This is a genomic window from Streptomyces sp. NPDC048516 (assembly GCF_043199875.1).
In the GTDB taxonomy this organism is placed as follows: domain Bacteria; phylum Actinomycetota; class Actinomycetes; order Streptomycetales; family Streptomycetaceae; genus Streptomyces.
Window position 1 is genome coordinate 706808 of record NZ_JBICWS010000002.1, and the last position, 16500, is coordinate 723307.

Consider the following 16500-nt stretch of genomic DNA (forward strand, 5'->3'; position numbering starts at 1 on the left):
AAACCCCCTGGGGGACAGACCCCCGGACACCCGCAAGTAACTTCGGGCCCAACAAGGAGAGCAGGGAACCCAGATGGCGGAGCTCACGATCCGGCCGGAGGAGATCCGGGACGCGCTGGAGAACTTCGTCCAGGCGTACAAGCCGGACGCGGCCTCGCGCGAGGAGGTCGGCACGGTAAGCGAGGCCGGAGACGGCATCGCGAAGGTCGAGGGCCTTCCCTCGGCGATGGCGAACGAGCTGCTGAAGTTCGAGGACGGCACGCTCGGTCTTGCGCTGAACCTGGAAGAGCGCGAGATCGGTGCGGTGGTCCTCGGAGAGTTCAGCGGCATCGAGGAGGGCCAGCCGGTGCAGCGCACCGGTGAGGTGCTCTCGGTCGCCGTGGGCGAGGGCTACCTCGGCCGCGTCGTCGACCCGCTGGGCAACCCGATCGACGGCCTCGGCGAGATCGAGTCCGAGGGCCGCCGCGCCCTGGAGCTGCAGGCTCCGGGCGTCATGGTCCGTAAGTCGGTCCACGAGCCCATGGAGACCGGCTACAAGGCCGTCGACTCGATGGTGCCGATCGGCCGTGGCCAGCGTCAGCTGATCATCGGTGACCGCCAGACCGGCAAGACCGCCCTGGCCGTCGACACGATCATCAACCAGCGCGACAACTGGCGCTCGGGCGACCCGAAGAAGCAGGTCCGCTGCATCTACGTCGCCATCGGCCAGAAGGGCTCCACCATCGCGTCCGTGCGCGGCGCGCTGGAGGAGGCCGGCGCCCTGGAGTACACCACCATCGTCGCCGCCCCGGCGTCCGACCCGGCGGGCTTCAAGTACCTGGCGCCCTACACCGGCTCGGCCATCGGCCAGCACTGGATGTACCAGGGCAAGCACGTCCTGATCATCTTCGATGACCTCTCGAAGCAGGCCGACGCCTACCGCGCCGTGTCCCTGCTGCTGCGCCGTCCGCCGGGCCGTGAGGCCTACCCGGGCGACGTCTTCTACCTGCACTCGCGTCTGCTGGAGCGCTGCGCCAAGCTCTCCGACGAGATGGGCGCCGGCTCGATGACCGGTCTGCCGATCGTCGAGACCAAGGCGAACGACGTGTCGGCGTTCATTCCGACCAACGTCATCTCCATCACCGACGGCCAGTGCTTCCTGGAGTCGGACCTCTTCAACGCGGGCCAGCGCCCGGCGCTGAACGTCGGTATCTCCGTCTCCCGTGTCGGTGGCTCGGCCCAGCACAAGGCCATGAAGCAGGTCTCCGGCCGGCTCCGCGTGGACCTCGCCCAGTACCGCGAGCTGGAGGCGTTCGCCGCCTTCGGTTCCGACCTGGACGCGGCCTCCAAGCAGCAGCTGGAGCGCGGTAAGCGGATGACCGAGCTGCTCAAGCAGGGTCAGTACGCCCCGTACCCCACCGAGGACCAGGTCGTCTCCGTCTGGGCCGGCACCAACGGCAAGATGGACGACGTCCCGGTCGAGGACATCCGCCGCTTCGAGCGGGAGCTCCTCGACCACCTGCACCGGGAGAAGAAGGACCTGCTGACCAGCATCGTCGAGGGCGGCAAGATGTCCGACGACACCATCGGCGCGATCTCCGAGGCCGTCGACGGCTTCAAGCGGCAGTTCGAGACCTCGGACGGCAAGCTGCTCGGCGAGGACGCCCCGGCCGGCACCAGCAAGTGACGACGGAAGGGACCTGATCCATGGGAGCCAAGCTCCGGGTCTACAAGCGTCGCATCCGCTCCGTCACCGCGACCAAGAAGATCACCAAGGCGATGGAGATGATCGCCGCCTCGCGCGTCGTCAAGGCGCAGCGCCAGGTGGCGGCGTCGACGCCGTACGCGAGTGAACTGACCCGCGCGGTGACAGCGGTTGCCACGGGCTCGAACACCCAGCACCCGCTGACGACCGAGGTGGAGCAGCCCACCCGGGCCGCGCTGCTGCTCATCACGAGCGACCGCGGTCTGGCCGGCGGCTACTCCTCCAACGTCCTCAAGGCCGGCGAGCAGCTCACCGAGCGTCTCAAGGCCGAGGGCAAGGAGGTCGACGCCTACATCGTCGGGCGCAAGGGTGTGTCGTACTACAGCTTCCGCGAGCGCAAGGTCGTGGAGTCGTGGACCGGCTTCACCGACAACCCGACGTACGCGGACGCCAAGGCGATCGCCGCACCGCTGATCGACGCTGTCCAGCAGGACACCGCCGAGGGCGGCGTGGACGAACTCCACATCGTCTTCACCGAGTTCATCTCGATGATGACGCAGACGGCGCTCGACGACCGGCTGCTGCCGCTCAGCCTCGACAAGGCGGTGGCGGAGTCGGAGGAGTCGGCCAAGGGCGAGATCCTTCCGCTGTTCGAATTCGAGCCGTCGGCCGAGGACGTCCTCGACGCCCTGCTTCCGCGGTACGTCGAGTCGCGGATCTACAACGCGCTTCTGCAGGCCGCCGCCTCCAAGCACGCCGCCACGCGGCGCGCGATGAAGTCGGCGACCGACAACGCGGAAGAGCTCATCAAGTCGCTCTCGCGGCTTGCCAATGAGGCCCGACAGGCCGAAATCACCCAGGAAATCAGCGAGATCGTCGGTGGCGCCAGTGCTCTGGCCGACGCGACCGCGGGGAGTGACTGACCACTATGACCACCACTGTTGAAACGGCCACGGCAACGGGCCGCGTCGCCCGGGTCATCGGCCCGGTCGTCGACGTGGAGTTCCCCGTCGACGCGATGCCGGAGATCTACAACGCGCTGACCGTCGAGGTCGCCGACCCGGCCGAGCAGGGCAAGCTCAAGACCCTGACCCTCGAGGTCGCCCAGCACCTGGGCGAGGGCCTGGTCCGTGCGATCTCCATGCAGCCCACCGACGGTCTGGTCCGCCAGGCCACGGTGACCAACACCGGCACCGGGATCACCGTCCCCGTCGGCGACGTCACCAAGGGCAAGGTGTTCAACACCCTCGGTGAGATCCTGAACAAGCCCGAGGCGGCCACCGAGGTCACCGAGCGCTGGGCGATCCACCGCAAGGCCCCGGCCTTCGACCAGCTCGAGTCCAAGACCGAGATGTTCGAGACCGGCATCAAGGTCATCGACCTGCTGACCCCGTACGTCAAGGGCGGCAAGATCGGTCTGTTCGGTGGTGCCGGTGTCGGCAAGACCGTTCTGATCCAGGAAATGATCTACCGCGTGGCCAACAACCACGACGGTGTGTCGGTGTTCGCCGGTGTCGGCGAGCGCACCCGTGAGGGCAACGACCTCATCGAGGAAATGACGGACTCCGGCGTCATCGACAAGACCGCACTGGTCTTCGGTCAGATGGACGAGCCCCCGGGCACCCGTCTGCGCGTCGCCCTGGCCGGTCTGACCATGGCGGAGTACTTCCGCGATGTGCAGAAGCAGGACGTGTTGTTCTTCATCGACAACATCTTCCGCTACACCCAGGCGGGTTCCGAGGTCTCCACGCTGCTCGGCCGTATGCCGTCCGCGGTGGGTTACCAGCCGAACCTGGCGGACGAGATGGGCCTCCTCCAGGAGCGCATCACCTCGACCCGTGGTCACTCGATCACCTCGATGCAGGCGATCTACGTTCCCGCGGACGACCTGACCGACCCGGCGCCGGCCACCACCTTCGCCCACCTGGACGCGACGACCGTTCTGTCGCGCCCGATCTCGGAGAAGGGCATCTACCCGGCGGTCGACCCGCTGGACTCGACGTCCCGGATCCTGGACCCCCGCTACATCACGCAGGAGCACTACGACTGCGCCTCGCGCGTCAAGACGATCCTGCAGAAGTACAAGGACCTCCAGGACATCATCTCGATTCTGGGTATGGACGAGCTCGGCGAGGAGGACCGTCTCACGGTCTACCGTGCGCGTCGTATCGAGCGCTTCCTGTCGCAGAACACCCACGTGGCGAAGCAGTTCACCGGTGTCGACGGCTCGGACGTCTCGCTCGACGAGTCGATCACCGCGTTCAACGCGATCGCGGACGGCGACTACGACCACTTCCCCGAGCAGGCCTTCTTCATGTGCGGTGGCATCGAGGACCTGGAGAAGAACGCCAAGGAGCTGGGCGTCTCCTGACCCCGGCACCGGTCCCGGGGGCGGCCCTGGCCGCCCCCGGCCCGTACGACCACTAGTATTTGACCCAACATCTGCCGAGCCAGGCAGGTGGAGACCCGAGGAGCCATCGTGGCTGAGCTGCACGTCGAGTTGGTCGCCGCGGACCGTCAGGTCTGGTCCGGCGAGGCCAGCCTGGTCGTCGCGCGCACCTCGTCGGGCGACATCGGCGTCATGCCCGGACACCAGCCGCTGCTCGGCGTGCTGCAGTCGGGCCCGGTGACGATTCGTACGACCGGCGAGAGCGGGGACGGCACCGTCGTCGCCGCGGTGCACGGCGGCTTCATTTCGTTCGCCGACAACAAGCTGTCTCTGCTCGCGGAGATCGCGGAACTGTCGGACGAGATCGATGTCCAGCGCGCGGAGCGGGCCCTGGAGCGAGCGAAGTCGGACGCTGACGCGGCCGCCGAGCGTCGCGCCGATGTCCGGCTGCGTTCGGTGACGGGCGTTCACTGAGCCCCGTCGCCGTCGAGATCGATCCTCAGCCGCGGGCTGCCCGGAGTTGTCCGGAGCGGCCCGCGGCTGAGGCAATGCAGATGCGTTACTGTCCTCCACGCCCGACCGGCGCGGGGGAACCCCCATCGAGGCGAGGAGGTCGGTCGAGATGGTCCTCGCTCTGCTTGTGAGCGGCGTGGTCGTGGTACTGGTGCTGCTGGGGCTGTTCGTCTTCGGACTGAGGCGGCGGCTCATCCAGCGGTCCGGTGGCACCTTCGACTGCAGTCTGCGCTGGCATGTGCCGGAGAACGAGACCGGTGGCAAGGGCTGGATCTACGGTGTGTCGCGCTACAACGGCGACCGGGTCGAATGGTTCCGGGTGTTCTCGTACGCGCCCCGGCCGCGCCGCCTCCTGGAGCGCTCCGCCATCGAGGTCCTGGAGCGCCGCACTCCGCAGGGTGAGGAAGAGCTGGCGCTGCTCTCCGACTCCATCGTGCTCGCCTGCCGGCACCGCGGCATCCGCCTGGAACTGGCGATGAGCGAGGACGCGCTCACCGGCTTCCTCGCCTGGCTGGAGGCGGCACCGCCCGGCCAGAGAGTGAATGTGGCGTAGAAAAACGCGTCTCGGTGGGGAAAACGCGTCTCGCTGGGTGGGGGTGCCCCCGGGCGGAGTCTGGGTGAAGGTGGCCTGAAACGAGGGCTACGGGCAGCGGCGCGGGAATTACTCCGACGCCGCCGCGTTGCGGCCCGCAAGGGGGCCGCGCGTCCCCTACGGGATGTGTGCGGCCGCCCCCTACGGCCCGTCCACCCCCAATTCCTGAGCCAGTACGGCCGCTTGCACCCGGCTGCGCAGATCCAGCTTCGCCAGCAGCCGGCTGACATGTGTCTTCACGGTGGCCTCCGCCATGGCCAGCCGCAGCGCGATATCGGCGTTCGACAGCCCCCGCCCCAGACACCCCAGCACTTCCCGCTCGCGTGGCGTCAGTGCGTCCAGGACCGCCGGATCCGGTGCCTCACCGTCCCGCGCGGGCCGCCGGAGGGCCGTACGCGGGCTGGCGAACTCCGCGATCAGCCGCCGGGTCACCGCCGGAGCGATCAGCCCCTCGCCGGACGCCACGGTGCGCACCGCGGTCAGCAGCGCGGCCGCGTCGCTGTCCTTGAGGAGAAAGCCCGCCGCCCCCGCACGTAGCGCCCCGAAGACATATTCGTCCAGGTCGAAGGTGGTCAGCACCAGTACGTCCGCCAGCTTTTCGGAGACCACCTGCCGGGTGGCGGAGACCCCGTCGAGGCGGGGCATCTGGATGTCCATGAGGACGAGGGCGGGGCGCAGCTCGCGGGCGAGCCGTACCGCCTCCTCGCCGTCCTGGGCCTCCCCGACCACCTCGATGTCGGGTGCGGAGCGCAGGATGAGGACCAGCCCGGCCCGTACGGCGGACTGGTCCTCGGCGACGAGAACCCGGATCGGCTGCGCGTCGGCGCCTGTCATCGTTGCTCTTCCTCCTCGGCGGCGGGCAGCGCTGCCCGCACCAGCCAGACTCTGCCGGCCGGCCCGCTCTCCGGGCCGGCCTCGAATGCTCCGCCCAGCAGGGCGGTCCGCTCGCGCATCCCGACCAGGCCGCTGCCGGAACCGGGCGCGCGGGGGCCGGGGCGGTCGGCGAACGGGCTGCGGACGGCGACGGTGAGCGCCCCGCCGCGGTCATGGGCGATGCGCACCCGCACCTCGCCGGGCGCCGCGTGCTTGAGCGCGTTGGTCAGCGATTCCTGGACGATGCGGTACGCCGCGAGTGCGACCGGCGCCGTCGGCTTCGGCCCGGCTCCGGGCCCGTCCGGGCTGCGGGCGTCCTCCAGCTCAAAGGTCAGTCCGCTGCTGCCGCCGCTCGTACGGGCCTGGTCGATCAGGGCGTCCAGCCCGTCGAGCGTGGGGGTCGCCGCGGGCTCCTCGTCCCCGTCGGCCGTCTTCGGGTCCCGCAACAGCCCGATGAGACGGCGCATTTCGGCCAGACCCTGCACGCTGTTCTCACGGATCACTCCGAGCGCTTCGCGGGTCGCCGACGGGTCGTCGATGGACTGCGCGGCGGTGGAGTGGATCGCGATGGCGGACAGGTGGTTGGCGACCATGTCGTGCAGCTCGCGTGCCATCCGGGCCCGCTCGCCGACCACGGCCTGGGTCCGGTCGATCTCGGCCAGCAGCGCGATCTGCTCGGCCCGCAGCTGTGCGGCCTGCGCGGCGTCGCGGTGATTACGGATGATGAAGCCGGTCCAGGCCGGGGCGATGGTGATCAGCGCGATGCTGATGATGACCATCACGACCTGCGGGTTCTGCCAGGCCGCGGTCAGGCCGATGGCCGTCAGGACGGTGACCAGGACGGAGTGCAGCGGGATCCGGCGGGCCGCGTTCGCCGGCCCGTAGAGCACCGCCGCATAGACCACGTCCGTGAACATCAAGACGGTGGCGACCAGGGTGCCGGCGCCGATGTCCAGCGCCAGGGCCGGCACCGCGAGGGCCAGCGCCGCCATCGGGGCCGTACGGCGCATCAGCGCCGCCACCGACATCACGGTGAGCGCGACCAGGGTGAGCGAGGGGGGCAGCCCCAGGCGCGAGGGCCCGCCGTGCAGATTCATCGCCCAGAGCAGCAGTCCGCCGAGCAGCCCGCCGCCCGCGATGAGCACATCGAGACGTTGCGGCCGGCCGGGGGCGCCGGGGGATCTGGCGGTCACTGCTCCATCAAACACGGCGCCGGGGCCCGCTGCCCCCATGTCCGGGGCATCCCCGTGAACCGCGCGCTACATCGAAAGATGCAGTCCGGATCATCGCGCGCGACGAGGTGGCGGGCGGCGGCCGCTGGAAGGCTTGAGGTGTTCGGTGGAGAGCCCTGAAAGGAGACAGCCGTGATCGTCGTGCTGATCATCGCCTGCGAGGTCGGCTTCTGGGTGCTGCTGGCCCTCGGCCTGGCGCTGCGTTACCTGGCCAAGATGCCGCGGACCGGAGCGGCGGTGCTTTTGATGGAGCCGCTGCTGGAGCTGATCTTGCTGATCGTCACGGCGATCGACCTGAAGAACGGCGCACCGGCGGACTGGAAGCACGGTCTGGCCGCCCTCTACATCGGCTTCACGGTCGCCTACGGCCACTACACGATCAAGTGGGTCGACGGGCACTTCGCGCACCGCTTCGCGGGCGGCCCGAAGCCGGCCAAGCCCGGCTACGGAATGGCCCGCTTCAAGCACGAAGGGAAGCTGTGGCTGCGCACGGTGGTGATGGCGGTGGTCGCGTGCGGGCTGCTGCAGGCCGCGATCTGGTACGTCGGTGACGGCGGTGACACCAGCTCGCTGCACGAATGGCAGGGCACCGCGCTGAAGGTCGTCAGCATTCACGGTGTGATCGCGCTGAGCTACCTCGTCTGGCAGAAGAAGGACCCCCGCGGCCGGACCGCGGCCCAGGGGGAAGCGGCCCGGCCGGAGCAGAAGACGCTGCGCTAGGACGCGTTCCCGCGGCGTTCGCGTCTGCCTGTCTGCCTGCCCGCCTGCCTGCCTGTCCGTCTGCCCGCTCGCCCGCCCGGCGCGACCGCGGCTCAGCGCTCTCCGCCGGGCACCCACAGCACGTCCCCGACCTCCTTGTTTGCCGTGCGGGCCAGGATGAACAGGAGGTCGGAGAGGCGGTTGAGGTAGGTGGCCGTGAGCGGGTTCATGGTCTCGCCGTGCTCCTCGAAGGCGGCCCAGGTCGCGCGCTCCGCGCGGCGGACGACCGTGCACGCCTGGTGCAGCAGCGCCGCGCCGGCCGTCCCGCCGGGAAGGATGAAGCTGCGCAGCTTCTCCAGCTCCGCCAGGAAGCGGTCGCAGTCCGCCTCCAGCTTGTCGATATAGCTCTGCTCGACGCGCAGCGGCGGGAATTGCGGGTTCTCCACCACCGGCGTCGACAGGTCCGCGCCGACGTCGAACAGGTCGTTCTGCACCCGCAGCAATACCGCCGCGACGTCCTCGGGGAGCGAGCCGAGCGCCAGGGCGACGCCGATCGCCGCGTTGGCCTCATTGGCGTCCGCGTACGCCGAGATCCGCGAATCGGTCTTGGCGGTACGGCTCATGTCGCCCAGGGCGGTGGTGCCCTTGTCGCCGGTGCGGGTGTAGATGCGCGTCAGATTCACCATGAGGCGAGCCTACGCCGCGGACCTGCGGAAGACCCGGGTGCAGTAGGTCACGGACAGGGTGGCGAAGGCGGCCGCCACCAGCACGCCGTAGAGCATGGCCGAGGAGGCGTACGAGCCGACGAAGGCCGCCCGCACCGCGTCCACGAGATAGCGGAACGGCATGAAGTGCGACAGCACATCGAGCCACTTGGGCCCCAGCGCCATCGGCAGCATCAGCCCGGACAGCAGCATCGCGGGCATGGTGACGGAGTTGATGACCGGTCCGAACTCCTGCGGTGTGCTGACCCTCAGCGCCAGCGCGTACGACAGCGAGGCCAGCGCCACGGTCAGCACGGCGACGAACGCAAAGCCGATGAGGATGCCGGGCAGCGGTGCCCGCAGCCCCATGGCCAGCGCGGCCAGCACCAGCAGCACCGCCTGGAGGACGAACAGCGCGGCGTCCCGCAGCACCCGCCCCAGCAGCAGCGCCGGCCGGCTCACCGGCGTCACCCGCATCCGCTCCACGACCCCGTGCTGTTTCTCGACGATGATGCCGAAACCGCAGAACGAGGCGCCGAACAGGGCGAGTTGGAGTAGCAGCCCGGGTACCAGCACCTGCCAGGAACTGCCGGACGAGGACAGCGGCAGATCGGTCAGCAGCGGCCCGAAGAAGAGCAGGTACAGCAGCGGCATCAGCACGCCGAAGAGCATCTGGAGCCTGGAGCGCAGGGTTTGGCGGGCGTATCGCCCGAAGATCAGCGCGGTGTCGGAGAGGAAGGAGGAGAAGGAGGAGAAGGGGGAGGAGAGGGAGGGCGAGGGGGAAGAGGAGGGCGAGGGGGAGGAGAGGGAGTGCGAGGGGGAAGAGTGCGGCGAGGTGGATGAGGCGGGCGAGGCGGGCAAGGGGGGCTCCTAGACGGCGACGGGGGCCGGGTCGCGGGGCGTGGCGCCGCGCCCGGTGAGGGCGAGGAAGGCGTCCTGCAAGGACGCGTCGGGGGAGCCTGCATGGGCGCGTTTGAGGGCGTCGGGGGTGCCCTCGGCGACCACCACGCCCTTGTCGACGATCACCAGCCGGTCGGCCAGCGCATCGGCCTCGTCGAGGTAGTGGGTGGTCAGGAAGACGGTGGTGCCGTGTTCGGTGCGGATCCGGCGGACCAGGTCCCACAGATCGGCGCGGCCGCCCGGGTCGAGGCCGGTGGTCGGCTCGTCGAGGAACAGCACCTGGGGGCGGTGGGTGAGGCCCATGGCGAGGTCGAGCCGGCGCCGCTGGCCGCCGGAGAGAGTGGCGGTCTTGCGGTCGAGCAGGTCGTCCAGGCCCAGGTCGGCGGCCAGCTCCTCGGCGCGGGACCGGGCTTCGGCCTTGCCGAGGCGGTAGAGGCGGGCCTGGGTGACCAGCTCCTCGCGCAGCGAGACATGGGGGTCGACGCCGCCGGACTGGGCGACGTAGCCGGTGGCGCGGCGTACGCCCGCCGCATCGCGCACGAGGTCGCAGCCGGCGACGGTCGCGGTGCCCGTGGTGGGCGCCAGCAGGGTCGTGAGCATCCGCAGGGTCGTGGTCTTCCCGGCGCCGTTGGGGCCGAGGAAGCCGAGGATCTCGCCGCGCTCGGCGGTGAGGTCGATGCCGCGTACCGCCTCGACGGTGCCGCGTGGGGTGGTGAAGGTCCGGGTGAGTCCGGACGCGTGGAGGACGGACATGCCCCCAGAAAAACAGAGGGACTGAAAAATTGCAATGCCCCCAAAATTTAATGGAGCCCAGAGAAAGGTAGGGTGAGGGCATGGCAGAAGGGCTCAGGGAGCGGAAGAAGCGGCAGACCCGCCAGTACATCTCGGACGTGGCCACCGGCCTGTTCCTTGCGCGGGGCTTCGACGCGGTGACCATCGCGGAGGTCGCCGAGGCCGCGGATGTCTCCGTGAACACCGTCTACAACTACTTCCCGGCCAAGGAAGACCTCTTCTTCGACCGGAGCAAGGGCGTCGTGGACCGGCTCTCGCGCTTTGTGCGCGGCCGGGCGGCCGGGGAGTCCGCCGCCGCCGCCGTGCTGCGGGAGCTGCGCGAGGAGGTCGAGGCGGTCTCGCCGCGGGTGGGCCTGATGGAGGGTTACGACCGGTTCATGCGGGTGGTGCACGGGGCGCCCACCCTCAAGGCCCGCCTCTGGTACATGCAGCAGGAGACCCACCTCAACCTGGAGGAAACACTCCGGGAGGAGACCGGTGCCGCGGCCGGCGATCCGCTGCCGGGCCTGATGGCAGGCCAGATCGGCTGGGTGCACCAGAGCCTGATGGGCTGGATCACGCACCAGATGCTCGCCGGCCGCAAGCCCGCCGAGGTCTCCCGGGAGGCTCTGGTCCTCCTCGACGAGATGGCGGAGCTGCTGGGGGAGAAGGTCCTCAACTACGCCGTACGGACGACCGGCTGACGGCGGGCTGTCCCCCTCCGCGCGCCGCCCGCGGGCCCCGTCGGTGTGACGTCCGTCATCTGAGACGTGACGCGCATCTCTTACCCTCCAAACGATCGCTCACGAGCGCTAACGTCACCCAGGACCGTCAAATGCACAGGGTGTGAGGGGACAGCAGTGGCAAAGAAGCTCGCCGTCATCGGGGCCGGACTCATGGGGTCCGGTATCGCGCAGGTCTCCGCCCAGGCGGGCTGGGACGTGGTTCTTCGCGATGTGACGGACGGGGCGCTGTCCCGGGGCAAGGGCGGTATCGAGGCCTCGTTCGAGAAGTTCGTCGCCAAGGGCAAGCTGCCGGCGGCCGACGCCGAGCAGGCGCTGGCCCGCATCACCACCACGACCGACCTGGAGGCCGTCGCCGACGCCGACATCGTCGTCGAGGCCGTCTTCGAGCGGATCGACGTCAAGCGCGAGATCTTCCAGTCGCTGGACAAGCTCGTCAAGGACGAGGCGGTGCTGGCCTCCAATACCTCGGCCATCCCGATCACCAAGATCGCCGCGGTCACCTCCCGTCCCGAGCGGGTCGTCGGTACGCACTTCTTCTCGCCGGTGCCGATGATGCAGCTGTGCGAGCTGGTCCGTGGTTACAAGACCAGCGACGAAGCCCTGGCCACCGCCCGGCAGTTCGCCGAGTCGGTCGGCAAGACCTGCGTGGTCGTCAACCGCGATGTGGCCGGATTTGTCACCACGCGCCTGATCTCGGCACTGGTCGTCGAGGCCGCCAAGCTCTACGAATCGGGCGTGGCCAGCGCCGAGGACATCGACACCGCCTGCAAGTTGGGCTTCGGCCATGCGATGGGACCGCTGGCCACCGCCGACCTGACGGGCGTCGACATCCTGCTGCACGCCACCGACAACATCTACACCGAGTCCCAGGACGAGAAGTTCGCACCGCCGGAGATCATGCGGCGAATGGTCGATGCGGGCGATATCGGTCGCAAGAGTGGGCAGGGCTTCTACGAGCACTGAGGCCGCGTCAGCCCCCTCGGGCCGGCGGTGTCGCCCCGAGGGGTGAATTCGGTATCGGTTCGCTTACAGGCGGCAACTTCGCCGCATGAGAGGCAGTCAGTTCTGTAGACGTTCAGGCGTCACCACCCATGACATCGGGGAGCGCATATGCACATCAGGGGCGACCACGCCGAGCTGGTTGTCGGGGGCCGCCTCGACGTCCGCAGCGCGGCGGACGCCCGTACGGCCCTGCACGCCGCCGTCGACTCCGGTCGGGGCGATCTCGTGCTGGACCTGACCGAGCTGGATTCCTGGGACGCCACCGGCCTCGGCGTGATCATGGGCGCGCACCGCCGTGCCGGCCGGGTGGGCCGCAGGCTGGTGCTGCGCGGAGTGCCGCCGCAGATGCAGCGCCTGCTCGTCGCCACCCGGCTGCACCGCATCCTCGCCATCGAGGGCGGCATCGAGGCGGAATCGCTCCCTCGGGTGTGAGGCGGGCGGGGCGGGCCGCCCGGCGTCTCGCACCCCGGTCCGGCCTCCCGTACGCGGGTCCGGCCGCCCGCACGCAGGTCCGGGGTGCCCCCGGGCGATCAGGATCGAGCCCGAAGCATGACGAAAACTGAAGAGCCGGGCCACGGAAATGTCGTAAACCGCGTGATACCGACCAATCCGGGAAGTTCCGGTCAGGACCGGCCCCCGGCGGTGCACCGGCCCGCCCTGCAGGTCTAAGGTTCGGTTCCCGCCCGTATGTCATCATCCGCGGCGGGCACCGGACCAGACGCGACGGCTGAGGACGACCTGCCGGAGCCGGGGGAGTGCGGACGGCCGGAAGCGCAGTCGGCACGCCAGATCTGGGAGCTTGCAGCATGGACCCGAACAGCCACCGGGGACCTGAGGAGTACGGCGAGCAGGGCAGCCCTGCCGAGCCGCCGGCCCCCGCGTTCGGCGGCGCGCGCAGCGGCTCCGGCGGACCCGCCCGCGTCGTCCGGCTCGTCTCCGGCGCCTACCTCGTCACCGTCAACCCCGTCGACGGCAGCGAAATAGAACCCTGCCCGCCCGGGGAGCGCCCCGAGGCCCCCAGCAGGCTCGACCCGCAGGAACGCGCCGCGGCCGCCCGCGCCGCCGCGCCCCCGGGCCCGCCCGGGGCCGCCGGTCACGAGGGTGTGCTCGAAGAGCGCACCGAGGACACCGAACGCCTGGTCCGGCTGCTCTCCCGCGGCCGCTCGGTACGCGTCACCGGCCCCTCCGGCTCGGGCCGCACCCGGCTGCTGGACGCCGCCGCCACCGCCTGCGCCGATCTCGCCCCCGACGGCGTCATCCGGCTCTCCGGCTACCACCGCACCGCCACCGACCTGCTGTACGCGCTGTACGCCGCCGTGTACCGGGCTCCGCGGCACCGCCCCGACCGGGCCGAACTGCTGCGCATGATCGCCGAGATCGGCGCCATCGTCGTCCTGGACGACCTGGAATTCGGCGGCGCCGCGCTCGACGAACTGCTCGACGCCACCCCCGAATGCGCCTTCCTGATCGCCGCCACGCCCGACGTCGCGGCCCCCAGCCCCGGCTCGCACCTCGAAGAGGTCTTCCTCGGCGGTCTCGGCCGGGCCGGCTGTGCCCGGCTGCTGGAGCGCGCCGTGGACCGGCCGCTCACCGACGACGAGGAGGCCTGGTCCGCCGACCTCTGGTTCGAGTCCGAGGGGCTGCCGCTGCGCTTCGTCCAGGCCGCAGCGCTGCTGCGGCAGCGTGACCGGATGCGGGGGGCACCGGGCGCCCTCGACGACGGCTACGGCCTCTTCCCCGAGGAGGGGGCGGCCGGCACCGGCACCGTGGCCGACACCGGTACCGCCGCCGACGAGCCGGGCGAGCAGGCCGAGGTGCCCTTGCCGTCCCTCGGCGAGGCCGCCGCGCCCGCCCCGCTGCTCGCGTCGCGGCTGGGCGCCGCCGCTCAGGAGACGCTGCGCTTCGCCGTCGCGCTCGGCGGCGAGCTGCCCCACCAGGCGCACCTGCCGGCCCTCACCCAGGACACCCACGCCGACGCCGCCCTCGGCGAGCTGCTGGCCTGCGGCCTGATCACCCCGGTCGGCAGCCACTACCGGCTCGCCGCCACCGTCCAGGAGCAATTGGAAGCGGCCGGCTACGCGGAGGGCGCGGCCGCACGGGCGCACACCGCCGCTCAGCACTACGCCTGGTGGGCCGGTCACCCCTCGGTCACGCCCGAGCGGGCCGCCGCCGAATCCGATGTGGTGCTGGCGGCCATGGGGGCGCTGACCGGAAGCCGGGAGAGCGGGCACGCCAGCGCGGCCGTGCTGCTCGCCCGTACGGCCGCCCCGGCGTTCGCCGCCGCCCTGCACTGGAACGCGTGGGAGCGCAGCCTGCGGCACGGCCAGGAGGCCGCGCGGCTGGCCGGGGAGGTCGCCGAAGAGGCCTACTTCCACCACGAGCTGGGCGTACTGGCGCTGTGCACCGGCAGCCTGGACCGGGCGCGCGCCGAGCTGGAGGCGTCCATCGGGCTGCGCGGGGTGCTCTCCGACCGCAATGGTGCGGTGGCCGGACGGCGGGCCCTGGCGCTGGTCACCGACCGTTCGCGGGCCGACGCGGCCGCGGCGGCCACCACGGCGCTCCCGCAAGCGGCGGCCGCGGCCTCGGTACCGTCACCTGACGCGTCGAAGAAGCCGGCCGCCACACCGCGCGACGGCGTCTCGACCGCCGAGCTGCGGGCGGCACGCGCCGAGGAGACCGCAGCCACGATCACCGCCCGGGGCGCCTCGGCGACCGCCGCCACCACGGCCGTGACCGGAAGCGGCGCCAAGACCGGCAAGGGCGCTGGGCGGGTGTTCGGCGGGGCACGCCGCAATGTCGTGGCCGCGGGCGCCGGCGCGCTGCTGGCGGCCGTCCTCGGCACCGTCGTCACCCTCGGGGCGACCGGTGGTGACCACCCGCACGACGACAAGGTCAGCACCGAGCAGACCACGGACGACGGCGACAGCAGCGAACTGCCGGCCGAACAGCCCGCCACGGGCTCCAGCCGGCCGCCCACCGGCCCCGGCACCTCCCCGCCCGGCACCCCCGCCCGCTCGCAGAGTCCGTCGCCGTCCGCCAGCGACCCCGCCACCAGTGACTCGCCCACCGATCCCAGCACCGGGCCCACGGGCCCGACGGCCGGCCCGACCGAGCCGACCGGGCGGCCCACCACGCCCACCGGCCGGCCGACCCACACCCGCCCGCCGACCGACGACCCGACGGATCCGACGCCGACGGACGACCCGACGGACACATCGCCGGATCCGACGCCCAGCGACGACCCCGGCACGGGCAAGCCGACGTCACAGAGCCCTTCGCAGTCGGCCGCCAACCCCTCCGGCAGCTCCTCCGGAGACCGTGGCGCCACCCCCTCCGACAGCGCCGCCACCACCCCCTCCGGCAGCGCCGCCACCACCCCGTCCGGCAGCTCGTCCGGCGGCAGTGGCTCCGCCCCGTCGAACGGAACGACTCCCTCCGACTCCGGTACGCAGAGCGCCCCGGCCGGCTGACGGCCCCGCGCCGTCCCGGCCGGCGGCCGGCTGACGGCGCACAGTACGAGGGCCCGGTACACGTACCGGGCCCTCGTACTGTGCGCGTACTGTGCGGCCGCCGTTCCCGGGGCCGCGGGGTCAGAACAGCCGCAGCTTGTCGTCCTCGATGCCACGCAGCGCGTCATAGTCCAGGACGACGCAGCCGATACCGCGGTCGGTGGCCAGCACCCGCGCCTGCGGCTTGATCTCCTGTGCCGCGAAGATGCCCTTCACCGGCGCCAAGTGCGGGTCACGGTTGAGGAGTTCGAGATAGCGGGTGAGCTGCTCGACTCCGTCGATCTCACCGCGCCGCTTGATCTCGACGGCGACGGTCTGGTTGTCGGCGTCCCGGCACAAGATATCCACCGGGCCGATGGCAGTGGGGTATTCACGCCGAATCAGCGAGTATCCCTCGCCCAAGGTTTCGATCCGGTCCGCCAGCAGCTCCTGGAGGTGCGCCTCCACCCCGTCCTTGATGAGTCCCGGGTCGACGCCGAGCTCGTGCGAGGAGTCGTGCATGACCTCCTCGAGGGTGATGATCAGCTTCTCGCCCCCCTTGTTCTCGACCGTCCACACCTCCCCGTCGCCCTCCTTGAGAGTGCAGGGCGGCGACATCCAGTTGAGGGGTTTGTAGGCCCGGTCGTCCGCGTGAATGGAGACGGAGCCGTCCGCTTTCACCAGGATGAGGCGAGGGGCCGAGGGGAGATGGGCGGTGAGCCGGCCCGCGTAGTCCACGGAGCAGCGGGCGATGACGAGACGCATGGGGCGAAACGCTACTCGACCGGAGGCCCCCCACGCGATTCGCCCTGGATCACCGGGCCTTTACGGGGGAAATCCCCGCACCCCCGGCGCTCACCAATGGCCGGTTGTATGTGCAATCTCCTGGTGCGGGCCACTTGTGCGG

General features: G+C 70.8%; 16 protein-coding genes. 10 read left to right on the plus strand and 6 right to left on the minus strand.

Annotated features, from left to right (window positions below; translation table 11 throughout):
- The first annotated feature begins 73 nt into the window (after positions 1-73).
- From atpA to ACGFR7_RS07030, 5 genes are all read left to right on the plus strand, one after another.
- Complete coding sequence (gene atpA, locus ACGFR7_RS07010; protein WP_393314016.1) at positions 74-1666, plus strand: F0F1 ATP synthase subunit alpha; 1593 nt, start codon at positions 74-76, stop codon at positions 1664-1666.
- A 20-nt stretch (positions 1667-1686) separates the two neighbouring features.
- Positions 1687-2607 carry a F0F1 ATP synthase subunit gamma gene (locus ACGFR7_RS07015; protein WP_393314019.1) on the plus strand — a complete coding sequence of 307 codons (921 nt, stop codon included), beginning with the start codon at positions 1687-1689 and terminating at the stop codon, positions 2605-2607.
- A 5-nt stretch (positions 2608-2612) separates the two neighbouring features.
- Complete coding sequence (atpD, locus tag ACGFR7_RS07020; protein WP_393314022.1) at positions 2613-4055, plus strand: F0F1 ATP synthase subunit beta; 1443 nt, start codon at positions 2613-2615, stop codon at positions 4053-4055.
- A 108-nt stretch (positions 4056-4163) separates the two neighbouring features.
- Entirely contained in the window at positions 4164-4547 is a 384-nt protein-coding gene (locus ACGFR7_RS07025) for a F0F1 ATP synthase subunit epsilon (protein ID WP_085922935.1), read from the plus strand.
- A 148-nt stretch (positions 4548-4695) separates the two neighbouring features.
- A complete protein-coding gene (locus tag ACGFR7_RS07030; RefSeq protein WP_393314025.1) occupies positions 4696-5139 on the plus strand; it encodes a DUF2550 domain-containing protein in 444 nt (147 codons plus the stop codon).
- 180 nt (positions 5140-5319) lie between these two features.
- On the opposite strand, the gene ACGFR7_RS07035 is transcribed toward ACGFR7_RS07030, so the two are convergent.
- A complete protein-coding gene (locus tag ACGFR7_RS07035) occupies positions 5320-6012 on the minus strand; it encodes a response regulator (RefSeq protein ID WP_393314028.1) in 693 nt (230 codons plus the stop codon).
- The gene (locus ACGFR7_RS07040; RefSeq protein ID WP_393314031.1) at positions 6009-7283 is read right to left on the minus strand and encodes a sensor histidine kinase; all 1275 of its coding nucleotides are present in this window, start codon (positions 7281-7283) and stop codon (positions 6009-6011) included. Before ACGFR7_RS07040 ends, ACGFR7_RS07035 begins: the two co-directional genes overlap by 4 nt.
- Positions 7284-7415: 132 nt before the next feature.
- Here ACGFR7_RS07040 and ACGFR7_RS07045 point away from each other — a divergent pair, with 132 nt between their 5' ends.
- The gene (locus tag ACGFR7_RS07045; RefSeq protein WP_393314034.1) at positions 7416-8003 is read left to right on the plus strand and encodes a hypothetical protein; all 588 of its coding nucleotides are present in this window, start codon (positions 7416-7418) and stop codon (positions 8001-8003) included.
- A gap of 92 nt (positions 8004-8095) precedes the next feature.
- Here ACGFR7_RS07045 and ACGFR7_RS07050 read toward each other — a convergent pair whose 3' ends face one another.
- From ACGFR7_RS07050 to ACGFR7_RS07060, 3 genes are all read right to left on the minus strand, one after another.
- Positions 8096-8668, minus strand: a complete 573-nt coding sequence (locus ACGFR7_RS07050) for a cob(I)yrinic acid a,c-diamide adenosyltransferase (protein WP_393314037.1) — start codon at positions 8666-8668, stop codon at positions 8096-8098.
- A 9-nt stretch (positions 8669-8677) separates the two neighbouring features.
- A complete protein-coding gene (locus ACGFR7_RS07055; RefSeq protein WP_393314252.1) occupies positions 8678-9406 on the minus strand; it encodes an ABC transporter permease in 729 nt (242 codons plus the stop codon).
- Positions 9407-9556: 150 nt separating this feature from the next.
- A complete protein-coding gene (locus ACGFR7_RS07060) occupies positions 9557-10339 on the minus strand; it encodes an ABC transporter ATP-binding protein (RefSeq protein ID WP_393314039.1) in 783 nt (260 codons plus the stop codon).
- Between the two features lie 80 nt (positions 10340-10419).
- Here ACGFR7_RS07060 and ACGFR7_RS07065 point away from each other — a divergent pair, with 80 nt between their 5' ends.
- The 4 genes from ACGFR7_RS07065 (at position 10420) to ACGFR7_RS07080 (ending at position 15575) form a co-directional block, all read left to right on the plus strand.
- Positions 10420-11061 (plus strand): TetR/AcrR family transcriptional regulator, encoded by a 642-nt coding sequence (locus ACGFR7_RS07065; protein ID WP_393314042.1) that lies wholly within the window; start codon positions 10420-10422, stop codon positions 11059-11061.
- Between the two features lie 156 nt (positions 11062-11217).
- Positions 11218-12066 (plus strand): 3-hydroxyacyl-CoA dehydrogenase family protein, encoded by an 849-nt coding sequence (locus tag ACGFR7_RS07070; RefSeq protein ID WP_393314045.1) that lies wholly within the window; start codon positions 11218-11220, stop codon positions 12064-12066.
- Between the two features lie 147 nt (positions 12067-12213).
- Positions 12214-12537: an STAS domain-containing protein gene (locus ACGFR7_RS07075; protein ID WP_086718276.1), complete on the plus strand. Its 324-nt coding sequence runs from the start codon at positions 12214-12216 to the stop codon at positions 12535-12537.
- Positions 12538-12911: 374 nt separating this feature from the next.
- Positions 12912-15575 (plus strand): ATP-binding protein, encoded by a 2664-nt coding sequence (locus ACGFR7_RS07080; protein ID WP_393314048.1) that lies wholly within the window; start codon positions 12912-12914, stop codon positions 15573-15575.
- A 120-nt stretch (positions 15576-15695) separates the two neighbouring features.
- On the opposite strand, the gene nucS is transcribed toward ACGFR7_RS07080, so the two are convergent.
- Positions 15696-16358: an endonuclease NucS gene (nucS, locus tag ACGFR7_RS07085; protein ID WP_042148800.1), complete on the minus strand. Its 663-nt coding sequence runs from the start codon at positions 16356-16358 to the stop codon at positions 15696-15698.
- Positions 16359-16500: the final 142 nt, after the last annotated feature.

What these genes read in the sequence shown, in the direction of transcription:
- atpA (WP_393314016.1), top strand. Translation starts at nt 74, where the DNA reads ATGGCGGAGCTCACGATCCGGCCGGAGGAGATCCGGGACGCGCTGGAG.
- ACGFR7_RS07015 (WP_393314019.1), top strand. Translation starts at nt 1,687, where the DNA reads ATGGGAGCCAAGCTCCGGGTCTACAAGCGTCGCATCCGCTCCGTCACC.
- atpD (WP_393314022.1), top strand. Translation starts at nt 2,613, where the DNA reads ATGACCACCACTGTTGAAACGGCCACGGCAACGGGCCGCGTCGCCCGG.
- ACGFR7_RS07030 (WP_393314025.1), top strand. Translation starts at nt 4,696, where the DNA reads ATGGTCCTCGCTCTGCTTGTGAGCGGCGTGGTCGTGGTACTGGTGCTG.
- ACGFR7_RS07035 (WP_393314028.1), bottom strand. Translation starts at nt 6,012, where the DNA reads ATGACAGGCGCCGACGCGCAGCCGATCCGGGTTCTCGTCGCCGAGGAC.
- ACGFR7_RS07040 (WP_393314031.1), bottom strand. Translation starts at nt 7,283, where the DNA reads ATGGGGGCAGCGGGCCCCGGCGCCGTGTTTGATGGAGCAGTGACCGCC.
- ACGFR7_RS07050 (WP_393314037.1), bottom strand. Translation starts at nt 8,668, where the DNA reads ATGGTGAATCTGACGCGCATCTACACCCGCACCGGCGACAAGGGCACC.
- ACGFR7_RS07060 (WP_393314039.1), bottom strand. Translation starts at nt 10,339, where the DNA reads ATGTCCGTCCTCCACGCGTCCGGACTCACCCGGACCTTCACCACCCCA.
- ACGFR7_RS07065 (WP_393314042.1), top strand. Translation starts at nt 10,420, where the DNA reads ATGGCAGAAGGGCTCAGGGAGCGGAAGAAGCGGCAGACCCGCCAGTAC.
- ACGFR7_RS07075 (WP_086718276.1), top strand. Translation starts at nt 12,214, where the DNA reads ATGCACATCAGGGGCGACCACGCCGAGCTGGTTGTCGGGGGCCGCCTC.
- ACGFR7_RS07080 (WP_393314048.1), top strand. Translation starts at nt 12,912, where the DNA reads ATGGACCCGAACAGCCACCGGGGACCTGAGGAGTACGGCGAGCAGGGC.
- nucS (WP_042148800.1), bottom strand. Translation starts at nt 16,358, where the DNA reads ATGCGTCTCGTCATCGCCCGCTGCTCCGTGGACTACGCGGGCCGGCTC.